The following is a 13,675-nucleotide window of genomic DNA, read 5'->3' on the forward strand; positions in this document are numbered from 1 at the left end:
ACCGAAACCCCGGTTCGTCGACGGCATTTCATCGTCCTGACGCCCCGACCCGGTATCCGGGGAATACAGTCGTCGGAATGAATCCGCTGCAGCGGTTGGCCCGCAACCCGACGGCGTACCGCTGGCTGGTCCTGGGCGGTCGTCAGGTCGTGGAAGGCCTCGAATCCCTGCTGCGGTTCCTGACGGGCGGACGGCTCGGTGTGCTCGATCTGGCCGGCCTGCCCAACGTGCGGATCACCGTGTCGGGCCGCAAGACCGGTCTCGCCCGCAGCGCGACAGTGCAGTACGTCCCGTTCCGCGACGGCCTGCTGCTGGTCGGATCGAATTGGGGGCGCGCCTGTCACCCGTCCTGGTCGGCGAATCTCAAAGCGGCGCAACGGGTCACCGTGCGCCGGCGTGGCCGCCGTTTCGTGACGACGGTGCGGCTGCTCGGTGGCGCGGAGCGCGACGAAGCGTGGGCCGAGGCGCTGGCGTCCTGGCCGAATTATCGGCTCGCCCAGGATCGCGCCGGCCGCCGCCGGTTTCGGCTGTTTCTTCTGACGCCCACCCGGTGATTGGAGCGACCGTCTCTAGCCGCCGAGGCCGTTCTTTACTGCGGCGTCTTGTTTTTGGCCCACGTCGGTCACGAAATCCGGCGGCACCAGGGCGCTGGGCGGCCCGTCGAATTCCAATTCGACGAAGGCCCTGCCCTCGGTGAACATCAGCACGGTCACTCCCTTGGCGCCGTCGGGCGACGGGCCCGAGATCGTGGTGCCACCGGTGCCGACGGCGATCGGCTCGGGCGTCCCGTGGACGTAACCGTCGTGGGTCGACTTGGCCGATTCCAGCGCGCGCTGCGCGGCCGCGGGATCGGGCAGGATCTGAATGCTGTCAATGATCACGTGCGTGCGGTCGTTGTTGCTGAAGGTGGTGCTGGCCCCGGGCTGGCCGTTCGGGTTGTTGGTCGGCGGGGTGGCCGTGAAGACCTCGGGTGCGTCGATATCGCCGGCCGCGATGAGTAACCGGGTGTAGTCCGACGGTTGGGCCGATGCGGACGTCGGCGTAGCGGCGTGGCCGGCCGAACTCGAGGTGGCCGAACTCGAGGCGGTCGACGACGAGGTGGCCGGCGATGACTTCGATCCGCTGCCGCAGCCGGCGACCGCCGCGCCGGCCAGCGCCGCCGTCAGCGACATCCCAACCGCAAGCCTCGAGAATTTGCTCATGGACGTTTCCTTCCGCCCCCGGCTTCGACACCGCAAACGGTAACGCAACACGAGCACCCATGCTGGGGAACGTGGTTAGTGCGTGGCAGTTACCCCGGCGGTACCCGCCCGGGCTGCGGCGAGGGTAGTTGCCGCGCGCCGTCGTCAGCCCGCGCGGTTCTTGGTCAGGTGCGCGATCTCGCTGCCCCAGACCGATTGCGCGCCTGCGTCGCCCACGCGGTAGATCTGAACCATCGACGAGATCCCCGCAGCCAGCGCAAGGATCGCGACGAGTGCCTGGGCGGCGACGCGGCTCTTCTCGGAGCGGCGCTCGATCACCCGGAGGATGACGAGCACGACGGCAACCGCCAGCAGCGCGGCGGAGAAGTAATTCATCAGGCTGCCGCGCTCGGCGTGTTCGCGCAGGATCGGGCTGGGATTCGTTCTCAAGTCGTAGAGCCATCCGCCGGCATTGATGGTGATGGGCGTGACCACCATGGTGATTGCGGCCAGGAGCAGCGTGAGCCACATCAGCTGCCCGCGCCGGGCCGCCGGCCATATCGCGCACACGATGACGAGCAGGGCGGTCAACGGCACCAGCACCACGACCAAATGCAGCAGCAGGGCATGAGCCGGCATGCCGTTGATGATGTCCACAGTGTCTCCCCGATGGTGGTAGCGCAGCGGTTAGCCGCCGAGCCCCTTCTTGATGGCCGCATCTTGCTTCTGGCCGACGTCATTGACGAACTCCGGCGGGGCCAGCGTGTCGGTCGGGCCATCGAATTCCAGCGTGGCGAACGCCTTGCCCTCGGTGAAGAGCAGGATGACCACGCCCTTGCTGCGGTCCGGGGTGTTGCCCATCAACATCGTTCCGCCGCTGCCGATGTTCGACGGTTGCGTGGACGGATCCTTGATCATGCCGCCCTGTTGCCCCTTTGCGGCGTTCAACGCGTTCGTGGCGGAGTCGGGGTCGTCGTAGACGTCGATGGTGACCTTGATGGCGTGACTACCGTCGTCGTCTTTGAAGGTGGTCGCCACGCCCGGCTGGCCGTTGGGGTTGCCGGTCGGGGGCGCGGCGGTGAAGGGGACCGGGGCGTTGATGTCACTGGGCTGGATGAGCAGCTTGGCGTATTCGTTGGGCTGGCCCGGCACCGATGATGCCGGGGCCGGACCCGGGCTGCTGGTGGCCGATGTCGCCGAGGTAGCCGATCCCGACTTCGACGGCGACGGCTGCGGCTTGTTGCCGCCACAGCCGGCTATCGAAACCGCCAGTGCCGTCGTCGCTGCGACACCCGCGACCACCGCTGGTGACATCCTCATCGGGTCGGGCTCCTTCCAGGTCTTCCTGGCGACAAAGTCGGATCGTCCTTCGATGTCGGATCGTCCTTCGATCGCACAGTACATTGCTGCGCGGCAGGGGATGCCGCGCAGCGTCCTGGGAGAGTTGAGCCGGGCTACTCGAGTTGATCGCGCAGGGAGCTCAGCGTGTTTGCCAGGATGCGGGACACCTGCATCTGCGAGACCCCGATCCGCTCCGCGATCTGGCTTTGCGTCATGGATTCGAAGAACCGCATGCGCAATACCTCGCGTTCGCGCTCCGGGAGGGTGGCCACCAGAACCCGCAGCGCTTCCCGATTGGTGATGTGCTCGATCTGTGGATCGATATCGCCGACCGAGTCGGCCACCGAGCGGGGCGTGCCCGAACTGTCGGCGCCCAGCGGCGCATCCAGGGAGTCGAGCCGATACGCGTCGCCCGCGACGAGGCATTCGACGATCTCCTCGCGGGGAACCTCGAGCACCTGGGAAAGCTCACCGGCGGTGGGTGCGCGCCCGAGCTGTTGGGACAGGTCCGCGGTCGTCCTGCTGATCTGCACGTGCAGCTCACGCAGACGCCGCGGGACGCGCATCCCCCAGCTGTAATCGCGGAAGTAACGCCGGACCTCTCCCATCATGGTGGGCACCGCGAACCCGATGAAGCTCGGACCTTTCGCGGGATCGAACCGGTTGACGGCGTTCATCAGCCCCAGCCGCGCGACCTGAATCAGGTCTTCCAGGCCCTCGCCCCGGCGGGCGAAGTGGCTGGCCACATGGTCTGCCAGCGGCAGGCACCGAGACACGATGCGTTCGCGCTGATGGGCGTACTCGTGCGATTCGGCGGGCAGTTGCTGCAGCGCCAGAAACATTTCGACGACATCGTCGTATGAATCGTCATTCTTCGTGGTCGGCGGCGGAGCCGGACGGGTTGCAGAAATTACATTGGTCATCGGGTGGCGCACCCAACGTTCACTCGAAGAATCGTGTAAACGGTTGCGCGAGAACAAGTTTGCATTGCTGACTCACTCCTAGAGTCGTATGCAGAGAGGGCTGGGTCGCAGCTACGCGCACTTCTCGCCTCCACTGCATCTCGATCCGCAGGACGGCCGATTCGGTCGACGCGCACGAAGGAGCGGGGAGCTGACTGGGGCTGATTCGCCGGAGTCATACCAAGCTCAGTAGCCGTGCGGCTGACTGGACCGCTTTTAGCTAAACGGCGACACGTCCATAACGGACTTCATTGGAGACTATACGCCCCCTCGCATCACCCGGCGCGCCGTTGTCGAAGTGGGTCGGGGGCCTTTCCCGCCGGTTGGCGCCGCATGCCAGTGGGGCTCTAGCAAGCCATCGATGCGAGGCCGCCGAATCCACCCGGTGCGGCGGTGCCGGCGCCGAACTGCGGTGTTGGGTTTTCATCCATCGAGGCGTGAGGGAGGGCGGGTCGCCGCCCGCAAACAACATTTCGGCCATTTTGGTTTCCCGATCCGTTGGGCGGTGACCTGATTCACGCCGGTGTAGCAGGAGGCCCGGCGGGGCGATTGCCGACGGCGCTGGCGTCGTCGGCACCGCGGCCTGCCGCGGTGCGATTGCGCTGCGATGCGGGCGTCCCAACCCTGCCCAACCATCCGGTTGGTAGAGATTGCTCGATGCGGTCCGGGTCGCGCATCCGGCCTTGGGTGGCGTCGGTTCTCATTTCTGATGCGGCTGGGTACTGTTCGCCTAATGTTCGTGACCTCAATCGAGCGCCCGGCCCACCGCCGGCGCCGAGAGCAATTCGCGCGCAACGGTTTACGTGGACCACGGGGTGGGCCCGCCCGGGGCGGGCGATGACCGGGACCGAGGCTTCGCTGGCCGGACGGGGCGTGGTGGTCTCGGGGGGCAGCCGCGGTATCGGACGCGCGGTCGCCGAGCTGCTGGGCAACCTCGGCGCCGGTGTGGTCGTCAATGGGCGTGACGAACGGGCCGTGCGGGAGACGGTCGCGGCGATCACGGCGGCGGGCGGGCGGGCCACCGCGGTGGTGGGACCCGCGGACGAAGAGCGCGTTGCCCGATCGCTCGTCGACGAATGCGTGAGCGCGTTCGGGCGGCTGGACACGCTGATCAACTGCGCGGGTATCGCCGAGCCCCCCGGTTCGTCCATCCTGACCATCTCCCCGGACGAGTTCGACCGCCTGATCGGCGCCCACCTGGGCACGGCCTTCCACACCTGCCGGGTGGCCGCTCCGGTGCTGGCCGCACAGGGGCACGGAGCCATCATCAACACCAGCTCGGTGGCGTTTCTGGGTGACTACGGCGGGACCGGATATCCGGCGGGTAAGGGCGCCGTCAACGCCCTGACGATGGCCATCGCCGCCGAATTGAAGCCCCACGGCGTGCGGGCCAACGTGGTGTGTCCCGGCGCCAGGACGCGGCTGTCCACCGGTGCCGAGTACGAAAAACACATCGAAGACCTGCACCGCCGTGGGCTGCTCGACGAGATGACGATGCGGGCGTCGCTCGACAGCGCGCCGCCCGAGTTCGTCGCACCGGTCTACGCCTACCTCGCGAGTGACTTATCGCGTGACGTGACAGGTCAAATCCTGGTTGCCGCAGGCGGTTTCGTGGGCCGCTTCGACCGCCAGACGCCGCGGCTGCTGGGCTACCGCGACCACCATCAGGCCGGGCCGTGGTCGGTGCCGGAGGTTCACCACATGTTCGTGGGCGCGAGCGACTGACGACCCGGGCACCAGCAAACTAACCGGTCGGCCCTGTCCGGGCCCGCGCGGTGCGGCCGGCCCGGCGAACCGAAGGACCTTCGCATCGGCCGCGCAAAGCGGGCGGTGGTGGCTCATCTGCCCTGAAATCACCACTTAGGGTGCGTGCTGCCGTCGTGCGACCTACGCTGTCCTCGCCAACCGCAGGAGGGTGCTTCCAGCATGCAACCGAATCCGCTCGACCCGATCGCCAGCGAACGACTGTCGCACGCCGGCCAGGTATTCACGTCCGACCTGTCGATCAACGAATTCGCCCTGCTGCACGGGGCCGGATTCGAACCCATCGAACTGGTGATGGGGGTCTCCGTCTACCACGTGGGCTATCAGTTCACCGGGATCAGGCAGCAATCGGAACTGCCGGTCCTCACCGACGCGACCTACCGCGCCCGCTGGAATGCGATGTCGCGGATGCAGGCCGAGGCCGACGCGCTGGGCGCCGACGGAGTCGTGGGGGTTCGCCTCGAATGGCGCCATCAGGGCGAGGGCGAGCACCTCGAGTTCATCGCCGTGGGCACCGCGGTGCGGTATGTGGAGAAACCGGGGGCGTATCGACGGCCCAACGGGCAAGCCTTCACCAGCCACCTGTCCGGACAGGACTTGACGACCCTATTGCGGTCCGGGTACGCCCCGGTCGCCTTCGTGATGGGCAACTGCGTGTTTCATGTTGCCGTGCAAGGCTTCCTGCGAACGCTTGGTCAGGTGGGACGCAATGCGGAGATGCCGCAATGGACTCAAGGCAGCTATCAGGCCCGGGAGCTGGCGATGTCGCGCATGCAGAGCGAGGCCGAACGTGACGGCGGAAACGGCGTCGTCGGAGTGCACTTCGCCATCTCGAACTATGCGTGGGGCCATCACACGGTCGAGTTCTACGTGGCGGGCACGGCGGTGCGTCGCATCGGCCAACCGCAAACGCTGACGCCGTCCTTCGTCCTGCCGATGAGCGATTGATGACGAGTTTCGATCCCGAGCGGGTCAGCCGGGCGGTAGCGGCCGCACTGGCCGGGCCCGGGGGAGTTGGGTTGGTGCTCAAGGTTTTCGGTGGAGTTCCGGGCGTCACCGTGGTGCCGGCACGGCGGGGTATCTTCCGGTCGCGGCCCGAGCAGGTCCACATCGGTGACTGGCGATACGAGGTCACCCCCGCGGGTCACGTGAGCGCCGCCCACGTCGTCAAGGGCATTGTCCTGGCGGACGAAGTGCTTGCGGCCGGCGCCGTCGCTCCGCACATCGCCCGCGCGCTCGGGCAGGTGGTGCACCATCACGGGCCGACGATCCTCGCCAACATCGATGCGGCGGTGGAAGCGCTCGAGGCGGGATCAGGCGCTGGCGCCTGAGGCGATCGAGCGCCCTACGAGAGCCGATTGGCGGCGAAATCGGCCGCTTGGTCGACCATTCCCGCCTCGACGTATTGGCGGTGGGCGGCCGGGTTGCCCGCGCCGGAACAGACGGGGTCGCCGGGGACGCACAATTCGAGGGTTTTGGCCGAATACAGCGGCCCGATGGTCACCGGCGGCTCGTTGATGATGCTCATGAACTGGGTCGACGGCTTGCCGAACAGCGCCACCGCGGCCACGTGGCTGGCCACGTCCGCCGGCATCGGCTGCAGCGCCTGCACCAGGTGCACACCATCGGGCACGGCGCTCTCGGTGACGAAGCCGATCACCGCGGCGCCCTGCGAGTAGCCGCCCAGCACCATCTTGGTGCGGGGGCAGTTGGCCGCCATCTGCTCGACGTGGTTGCCGGCGTCGCTGATGCCGTCGACGGCCGTGGGGAAATCAGTGGTGGCCGGATAGTCGACCGGATATACGCCGACCGACTTGCCGCCGACGTGCGAGCGCAAGGTGTCAACGAAGCTCTGGCCGATCCGGCCGACGCCGGGTGGCTCGGTGGTTCCCCGCGCGAACACCACCTCGACGTCGGGGCATGGACCCGCGGACGCCGAGGGGACCGGGCCGGCCAGTAGGGCCCAAATCGGCGCCAGCACAGCACAAGTCAGCACAGCGAGGGGACGCGGTTTCACATCGCGATCCTGCCACAGGACGGCCACGAGCGCGCGTTACGCGGTCGCCCACGGGCCCGGATGTGACGAAGACCTCCAATTACCGTGTCACCCGGAATGATCCAGCCGCACCTGGGCCGGCCCGTCGACCACTAGCCGGCCGCCCCGGTGTCGCGACCCCGCCGCTTCTTCCCGCCCCGGCCACGGAGTACCGAATGGCTCGCCCGCACCGCGCCGCGGAATGCATAGGCGGCGGCCACCACGCACAGCAGGATCAGCGCGACGAACATCGGCAGCCAGTTGTCCCTGCTGTGGCTGACGTTCCACCAGATGATCGTGAAGAGCACCGCGCACAGCAGCAGGACGCCGTCTCGCCAGTTGCCGTGGTACGACAGTGCGGCCCGGCGTAGCGCACGGGTGCGATCCGCGGCGTCGATGAGGTCGTCGATGCGATCTTCGATGGTGCGCCGCAATTCGGCGCGCCGGGCCGTGTCCTCGGGCGCAAGTCGATCGAGCAGCTCCAGGTCCTGTTTGATCGCATCTCGATAATCCGGACCCCTGAATTGCCCCGCAGCAGTGGCGAGCAATGCGCCGCCGAGGATGGGCGCGCTGTTCAGCGCGACCTGTGCCAGACCCACCACGTCGAGTCCTCCTTGGATTGGCGGACAACATCGGCACGTTGAGGATCGCCGAACCCGCGTAACAGATCAACCGCCTGACCGCAGCGGCGGCGTCGGAGCGGCTGATACGTCCGGACATACTGACAAAAATGTATGGTCAGGCTGGCGACCCCGCCCGTCCGGGTCAGGACGCCCTCGACGACCGCCGGCGGGTTCGCGGCGGCTCCGCGTCGCCGAGCGCATCCATCGCGCGGACCATCTGGGGATAGGCGATCGCCGGCCCGATCCAGCGGGTGAGATAGCGCCGAAGATCGGCACCGCTGCGCGGCGGCCGTCCGGGGTCGGCCAGGAAGGAATGCAGGACCCGCAGCGAGAATTCGTTCAGCTCGTCCAGGCCCGCTTCGTCGAAACCGTACTGTTCCCAGTCGATGTCGTAACGATGGAGCATCGAATGACCGAACGCCAACGCGGTATCGGAGATGATCGAAACCTTATGGCCGCCACGGTGGCGCTGGTTGAGCACGAATTCAACCTGGTTGTCCGAGGCCAGCTCTTCGACGGCGAAGGCCATTCCCTCGGTGATGGCCAGCACCGGGTCGGTGACGCCCTCGAGATGGGCCGCCATCCGGTCGAGGAAACCGTCGGCCGAGCGCATCGCGGACGCCACCAACAATGCTTGCGTGCCGGGGAAGTACCGATAGACGGTCTGCCGGGTCACCCCCAGGGCCCGCGCCACGTCGGCGATCCGCATCGCCGAACCACGTTCGTCGATGATCTTGTCGGCGGCGTCGAGGATGCGCTCGATCGCCTCCGCATCGGACGCGGGCGTGTTTCCCGCCCAACCGTGACTGCGCATGATTAACGGGCGGCAAACCCGTAGCCGGTGAACCCCACAGCTGGATCATAGCGTCTGCCGCGACGCCATCGTTGCTGGCTAACCGCCGGGTCGGCGCCGACAACGCGGCGAGACGATCTGCGCAGTATGTATGATCACTTGCGGATCCGGGGGCTCCGGCGCGACAGAGAGGCCGACCGATGCAGTACGACACCGTGATCACGAACGGACGCTGGTTCGATGGGCTGGGCGGTCCGTCGGCGTTGCGGGACATCGGGGTGCGTGACGGCCGCGTCGTCACGATCGCCAAGGGGCCGCTCGACACGACCGGCGCCCAGGTCATCGACGCCACGGGGCAGTGGGTGATTCCCGGCATCATCGACATCCACACCCACTACGACATCGAAACGCTCTGCGAGCCGGCGCTTTCCGAGTCGCTGCGGCACGGGGTGACCACCGTGATGCTGGGCTCCTGCTCGCTGTCCACCGTGTACCTGGACAACGTCGACGCGGGCGACATCTTCGGCCGGGTCGAGGCGATTCCCCGGCGCCATGTCATCGAGCACCTCAACCGGGCGCGGTCGTGGGACAGCCCCAAGGAATATGTGGCCGCACTCGAGCGGCTGAACCTGGGTCCCAACATTGCGGCGTTCATCGGTCACTCCGACATGCGCGCCGCGACGATGGGACTGGACCGGGCAACCCGCAAGGACACCCGCCCGTCTGCGTCGGAACTCGCGCGGATGGAGTCGATGCTGGAAGAGGCTCTCGACGAAGGCTTCGTGGGGTTGTCCTCGCAGCAACTGTTGTTCGACAAACTCGACGGTGAGGTGTGCAGATCGCGCACCCTGCCGTCGACCTACGCCAAGCCGCGTGAACTCCGGCGGTTGAACGCGATCCTGCGGCGGCGCAACAAAATCCTGCAGTCGGGGCCCGACATCAAGAATCCGCTGTCGATCGTCTCCCAGCTCGCCACCTCGCTCGGGGTGGGCCGCCGCCGGTTGAAGACCAGCCTGCTGTCGGCCGCGGACGTCAAGTCCCTGCCGCCGGTCATCTATCTGATGGACTGGCTGGCGCGGATGGTCAACGCGCTCGGCGCCGATTTCCGCTGGCAGCATCTGCCGGTGCCGTTCGAGGTCTACGCCGACGGGATTTCGCTGGTGATCTTCGAGGAGTTCGGGTCCGGCGCCGCGGCCCTGCATTTGCAGGACGAGATCGCCCGCAACGAGCTGATGCGCGACGAAGGCTATCGGCGTCAGTTCCGCAAGGATTACGACCAGAAATACGGGCCCCGGGTGTGGCACCGCGACTTCTTCGACGCCGACATCGTGGCATGCCCCGATGAATCCGTGGTCGGTAAGTCGTTCGGGCAGGTGGGCCTGGAACGCGGCGGTTTGCATCCGGTCGACGCGTTCCTCGATCTGGTGCTCGAGCACGGCGAAAAGCTGCGCTGGCGCACCACCATCTCCAACCACCGGCCCGAACTGCTCAGGAAGCTGGCGCAGAGCCCGAATGTTCAGATGGGGTTCTCGGACGCGGGCGCGCACCTGCGCAACATGGCGTTCTACAACTCCGGTCTGCGGCTGCTGCGCCACGTGCGCGACGCCGAGAGGCGGGGGACGCCGTTCATGTCGATGGAGCACGCGGTGCACCGGCTCACCGGTGAACTCGGGGCGTGGTACGAGATCGACGCCGGCACCCTGCGTGAGGGCGACCGCGCCGACATCGTCGTCATCAATCCCGACAAGCTCGACGAGTCACTGGACCGCTACGCCGAGCATCCCGTCGAGTCCTACGGCGGGCTGTCGCGGATGGTGAACCGCAACGACGAGACGGTCACTGCGGTGCTGGTGTCCGGGAAACTCGCCTTCGGCGCGGGTAAGGCCGCACCGGAGCTGGGCGAGGAGCGGTTCGGTGAGTTCCTCCGGGCGGGCAGCCCGGCGCGAAAGCCGGCCTACATCGGTTAGGCGCGCTATTCGCCTGGGGCGCCGGGGCTTTCAGGCCACCGAGGCACCCAGGATGAGGTTGACCGCCTCATCGAGCTGTCCGGAGATTTCGGCGAAGCTGACGAACCGGGCGGTCATCAGCGCGCCGGAAAAGGTCATCTGCAAAGTGGATTTCACCGCTCGGGGCCATCCCGGACCGAGCGCTGCGCCGATCCGCTTGGCCACTTCCTCGCCGATCTGTTCCCGAATGGGGGCGACCGCCGGATCGTCGGCCATCAGGGCCGCACCGCACGCGGCGGTCAGCTCCGGCTCATCGGCGACGACGACGGCCATGTCCCGCAGCGTCGCGCTGACCCTGGTCTTCGTCGTGTCGTTGACGTCGGTGTGCAGCGGCAGGTCCCGCAGGAAGCGCAGATACACCGCCGCGACCAGCGCGCTTTTCGACGGAAAGTAGGTGTAGGCGCTGGCCGGTGACACCCCGGCACGAGTCGCCACCGCGCGCATCGTCAGGTTCGCGTAGGAAGATTGGCGCAGCTCCGCCAACCCGGCGTCGAGAACCTTGCGGATGGTCTGCCCGGGCCGACGGTCCGAGCGCCGGGCCGCGGTGGCATCTCTAGACACCCGTCCAGTGTAGAAACGGGGCCCGCCGCCAACAACATCCGCAACGCGCTGTCGACTCGCCTCCTTGCTGGCCCTTCTGTCGCGCGGATGCCGGCAAGGCCGCATGGGTAATTCGACACCGGCAAGGATTTACGGACAGCTGTCTAGAACCAGTCTGGCTGCGATTGGTGCGCCTGGTCCTACAGTCCTGGTCCTACAGTGGCGCCTATGGGCGAAGCGGACCGGCAGCGCTGGGACGAACGGTACGCGGCGTTGGGGCCACCGCCGTTGAGTTCGGTTGCGCCGCCCCGTGTCTTCGCGGGCCATGCGGATCTGTTCCCCACGGCCGGCAGGGCCCTCGACCTCGCCTGCGGGCAGGGGACCGGCGCGGTGTGGCTGGCCTCACGCGGCCTGCAGGTGGTGGGGTTGGACGTCTCCCCGGTGGCCATCGGCCACGCGCGCGAGCTGGCCCAGCGTGCCGCGGTGGGCGACCGCTGTCGCTTCGATGTCGTCGATTTCGACGGCGGTCTGCCGGCGGGGGCCCCGGTCGAGGTCATCCTGTGCTGCAAGTTCCGGGACCCGCGCCTCGACCGCGCTATCATCGAGCGGCTGGCGCCGGGCGGGCTGCTGGCGATCGCCGCGCTGAGCGAGGTCGGGGCGAGTCCCGGTCCCTTCCGCGCCGCGCCCGGCGAGCTGCCCGCGGCCTTCGCCGGCCTGGACCTGATCGGCGCCGGCGAAGGCGACGGTCAGGCGTGGCTGCTGGCCCGGCGCTGAAGCGCTCGGTCTAGCCGGCGCTTCCCTGCGCGCGGCTCGAGCGGCGACGATCCGGCCGTCGCGAGGGTGTACCGCTGCGGTGGGACAGCGCCGATTCGGTGGGTCCGGGAGTGGTCCTCGGCGACCTGCTGCTCCGCCGGCGGCGCTGCTGGCCGCCGGAGTTGGTCCGGTGCTGCGCAGGGGCGCGCGAGGGTTCGCGGGCGGGTGTGGGTGCCTGGTAGGGCGCGACCTCACCCACGAGCGCTTGCACCGCCTCCGATGCGGCCGTCACCTGCTGAGGGGCGACCTTGATGCCGGCCTTGCGCAGCAGCGCCTGGGTGTCGTGGCGCTGCTCGGGCAGCACCACGGTGACGACGTCACCGGCGCTTCCGGCCCGCGCGGTGCGCCCGGACCGATGCAGGTACGACTTGTGCTCACTCGGTGGGTCGATGTGCACGACCAGCTCGACCTCATCGACATGTACGCCGCGCGCGGCGATATCGGTGGCCACCAGCACGCGGGCACCGCCGGAGGCGAACATCGCGAGGTTGCGCTCGCGGGCGGGCTGAGACAGGTTCCCGTGCAGGTCGACCGACGGGACTCCCGATTCGGTGAGCTGCCTGGCCAGCTTGCGGGCCTGATGCTTGGTGCGCATGAACAGAATTCGGCGCCCGGTGCCCGAAGCCAGTCGGTGCACGACTTCCTTCTTGGTCTCGGCGTTGGCAACGTGGAACACGTGATGGGTCATCTGAGCCACCGGCGAATCGGCCCCGTCGACCGAGTGCAGCACCTCGTTCTGGAGGAACCGCTTGACGAGCTTGTCGACGCCGTTGTCCAGGGTCGCCGAAAACAGCAGCCGCTGGCCGCCATTCGGGGTGGCGGTCAGGATCCGGGTGACGCCGGGCAGGAAGCCCAGATCGGCCATGTGATCGGCTTCGTCGATGACGGTGATTTCGACGGCCTCGAGGCTGACCAAGCGCTGCTTCATCAGATCCTCGAGCCGGCCCGGGCAGGCCACCACGATGTCGACCCCGGATTTGAGGGCGGCCACCTGACGGGTTTGCGAAACGCCGCCGAAGATCGTGGTGATCCGCAGGCCGCAGGCCGCCGCCAGCGGCTCGAGCGTCGCTGTGATCTGCGTCGCCAACTCACGGGTCGGCGCGAGCACCAGGCCTGATGGCCGTGAGGGGCGCCGGCTTCGGTCCGACAGGCGGGTGACCAGCGGGATCGAGAACGCCAGCGTCTTGCCGCTGCCCGTCTTTCCGCGACCGAGCACGTCGCGACCGGCGAGCGTGTCGGGCAGGGTTTCGACCTGAATCGGGAATGGATGTGTGATGCCGCGCTTGGCGAGCGCATCGACCAGGCGGGTGCGCACGCCGAGATCGGCGAAAGTCTTGTCGTTAGTCACTTTTCGGTGCCTTTCCGGCATCGGTGGTGCCGGGGCTCAGACGTCATCGTCGCGCAGCCATCGGCACTGAGGGGCGAGATTGCCGGTCGGCAAAATCGATCGCCGCGAGACAAGCTAGTGCGGATGCACGGATCATCTGGATTCAGTGCTCAGCGCGAACTCTGGCTGGCAAGAAGGGGATGAGGAAGCGTTCCACGACGGTGTTGGCATTCAGTGTGGTGAGACCAACGTTGTCGTCAGTCTAGCCTATCCGGCAACGAACGGCGAAA

At 67.6% G+C, this 13,675-nt stretch carries 15 protein-coding genes; 6 read left to right on the forward strand and 9 right to left on the reverse strand.

Annotated features, from left to right (window positions below; all coding sequences use genetic code 11):
- Positions 1-77: 77 nt before the first annotated feature.
- Positions 78-554, forward strand: coding sequence for a nitroreductase family deazaflavin-dependent oxidoreductase (locus A5688_RS05120; protein WP_067838765.1), 477 nt, complete (start codon positions 78-80; stop codon positions 552-554).
- Positions 555-569: 15 nt separating this feature from the next.
- On the opposite strand, the gene A5688_RS05125 is transcribed toward A5688_RS05120, so the two are convergent.
- The 4 genes from A5688_RS05125 to A5688_RS05140 form a co-directional block, all read right to left on the reverse strand.
- Positions 570-1,202: a hypothetical protein gene (locus A5688_RS05125; protein WP_067913312.1), complete on the reverse strand. Its 633-nt coding sequence runs from the start codon at positions 1,200-1,202 to the stop codon at positions 570-572.
- Between the two features lie 144 nt (positions 1,203-1,346).
- Complete coding sequence (locus tag A5688_RS05130; protein ID WP_067838771.1) at positions 1,347-1,838, reverse strand: DUF2231 domain-containing protein; 492 nt, start codon at positions 1,836-1,838, stop codon at positions 1,347-1,349.
- Between the two features lie 30 nt (positions 1,839-1,868).
- Entirely contained in the window at positions 1,869-2,501 is a 633-nt protein-coding gene (locus A5688_RS05135) for a hypothetical protein (RefSeq protein ID WP_067913560.1), read from the reverse strand.
- 134 nt (positions 2,502-2,635) lie between these two features.
- Positions 2,636-3,445 (reverse strand): SigB/SigF/SigG family RNA polymerase sigma factor, encoded by an 810-nt coding sequence (locus A5688_RS05140; protein ID WP_067838776.1) that lies wholly within the window; start codon positions 3,443-3,445, stop codon positions 2,636-2,638.
- 876 nt (positions 3,446-4,321) lie between these two features.
- Between A5688_RS05140 and A5688_RS05145 the strand changes: the two genes are divergently transcribed.
- From A5688_RS05145 to A5688_RS05155, 3 genes are all read left to right on the forward strand, one after another.
- The gene (locus A5688_RS05145; RefSeq protein WP_067913315.1) at positions 4,322-5,209 is read left to right on the forward strand and encodes an SDR family NAD(P)-dependent oxidoreductase; all 888 of its coding nucleotides are present in this window, start codon (positions 4,322-4,324) and stop codon (positions 5,207-5,209) included.
- Between the two features lie 201 nt (positions 5,210-5,410).
- Positions 5,411-6,196 carry a heavy metal-binding domain-containing protein gene (locus A5688_RS05150; protein WP_067838782.1) on the forward strand — a complete coding sequence of 262 codons (786 nt, stop codon included), beginning with the start codon at positions 5,411-5,413 and terminating at the stop codon, positions 6,194-6,196.
- Positions 6,196-6,579, forward strand: coding sequence for a DUF5073 family protein (locus A5688_RS05155; protein WP_067838785.1), 384 nt, complete (start codon positions 6,196-6,198; stop codon positions 6,577-6,579). Before A5688_RS05150 ends, A5688_RS05155 begins: the two co-directional genes overlap by 1 nt.
- 14 nt (positions 6,580-6,593) lie before the next feature.
- Here A5688_RS05155 and A5688_RS05160 read toward each other — a convergent pair whose 3' ends face one another.
- The 3 genes from A5688_RS05160 to A5688_RS05170 form a co-directional block, all read right to left on the reverse strand.
- The gene (locus A5688_RS05160) at positions 6,594-7,229 is read right to left on the reverse strand and encodes a cutinase family protein (RefSeq protein WP_067838788.1); all 636 of its coding nucleotides are present in this window, start codon (positions 7,227-7,229) and stop codon (positions 6,594-6,596) included.
- 167 nt (positions 7,230-7,396) lie between these two features.
- Entirely contained in the window at positions 7,397-7,885 is a 489-nt protein-coding gene (locus A5688_RS05165; RefSeq protein ID WP_067838791.1) for a hypothetical protein, read from the reverse strand.
- A 163-nt stretch (positions 7,886-8,048) separates the two neighbouring features.
- Entirely contained in the window at positions 8,049-8,720 is a 672-nt protein-coding gene (locus A5688_RS05170; RefSeq protein ID WP_067838794.1) for a TetR/AcrR family transcriptional regulator, read from the reverse strand.
- Between the two features lie 179 nt (positions 8,721-8,899).
- Between A5688_RS05170 and A5688_RS05175 the strand changes: the two genes are divergently transcribed.
- Positions 8,900-10,666, forward strand: a complete 1,767-nt coding sequence (locus tag A5688_RS05175) for an N-acyl-D-amino-acid deacylase family protein (RefSeq protein ID WP_067838797.1) — start codon at positions 8,900-8,902, stop codon at positions 10,664-10,666.
- A gap of 30 nt (positions 10,667-10,696) precedes the next feature.
- Here the strand turns inward: A5688_RS05175 and A5688_RS05180 are convergent, their stop codons facing one another.
- A complete protein-coding gene (locus A5688_RS05180) occupies positions 10,697-11,371 on the reverse strand; it encodes a TetR/AcrR family transcriptional regulator (protein WP_431602683.1) in 675 nt (224 codons plus the stop codon).
- 102 nt (positions 11,372-11,473) lie between these two features.
- Here A5688_RS05180 and A5688_RS05185 point away from each other — a divergent pair, with 102 nt between their 5' ends.
- Positions 11,474-12,019: a class I SAM-dependent methyltransferase gene (locus A5688_RS05185; protein ID WP_067838803.1), complete on the forward strand. Its 546-nt coding sequence runs from the start codon at positions 11,474-11,476 to the stop codon at positions 12,017-12,019.
- Positions 12,020-12,029: 10 nt separating this feature from the next.
- Here A5688_RS05185 and A5688_RS05190 read toward each other — a convergent pair whose 3' ends face one another.
- On the reverse strand, positions 12,030-13,406 hold the full coding sequence (locus tag A5688_RS05190) for a DEAD/DEAH box helicase (protein ID WP_067838806.1): 1,377 nt from the start codon (positions 13,404-13,406) through the stop codon (positions 12,030-12,032).
- Positions 13,407-13,675: the final 269 nt, after the last annotated feature.

Source organism: Mycobacterium mantenii (genome assembly GCF_001667865.1).
In the GTDB taxonomy this organism is placed as follows: Bacteria; Actinomycetota; Actinomycetes; order Mycobacteriales; family Mycobacteriaceae; genus Mycobacterium; species Mycobacterium mantenii_A.

Bases quoted from the DNA above. Each gene is read 5' to 3' on its own strand.
- A5688_RS05120 (WP_067838765.1), top strand. From the start codon at position 78: ATGAATCCGCTGCAGCGGTTGGCCCGCAACCCGACGGCGTACCGCTGG.
- A5688_RS05125 (WP_067913312.1), bottom strand. From the start codon at position 1,202: ATGAGCAAATTCTCGAGGCTTGCGGTTGGGATGTCGCTGACGGCGGCG.
- A5688_RS05135 (WP_067913560.1), bottom strand. From the start codon at position 2,501: ATGAGGATGTCACCAGCGGTGGTCGCGGGTGTCGCAGCGACGACGGCA.
- A5688_RS05140 (WP_067838776.1), bottom strand. From the start codon at position 3,445: ATGACCAATGTAATTTCTGCAACCCGTCCGGCTCCGCCGCCGACCACG.
- A5688_RS05145 (WP_067913315.1), top strand. From the start codon at position 4,322: ATGACCGGGACCGAGGCTTCGCTGGCCGGACGGGGCGTGGTGGTCTCG.
- A5688_RS05150 (WP_067838782.1), top strand. From the start codon at position 5,411: ATGCAACCGAATCCGCTCGACCCGATCGCCAGCGAACGACTGTCGCAC.
- A5688_RS05155 (WP_067838785.1), top strand. From the start codon at position 6,196: ATGACGAGTTTCGATCCCGAGCGGGTCAGCCGGGCGGTAGCGGCCGCA.
- A5688_RS05170 (WP_067838794.1), bottom strand. From the start codon at position 8,720: ATGCGCAGTCACGGTTGGGCGGGAAACACGCCCGCGTCCGATGCGGAG.
- A5688_RS05175 (WP_067838797.1), top strand. From the start codon at position 8,900: ATGCAGTACGACACCGTGATCACGAACGGACGCTGGTTCGATGGGCTG.
- A5688_RS05180 (WP_431602683.1), bottom strand. From the start codon at position 11,371: ATGCGGCCTTGCCGGCATCCGCGCGACAGAAGGGCCAGCAAGGAGGCG.
- A5688_RS05185 (WP_067838803.1), top strand. From the start codon at position 11,474: ATGGGCGAAGCGGACCGGCAGCGCTGGGACGAACGGTACGCGGCGTTG.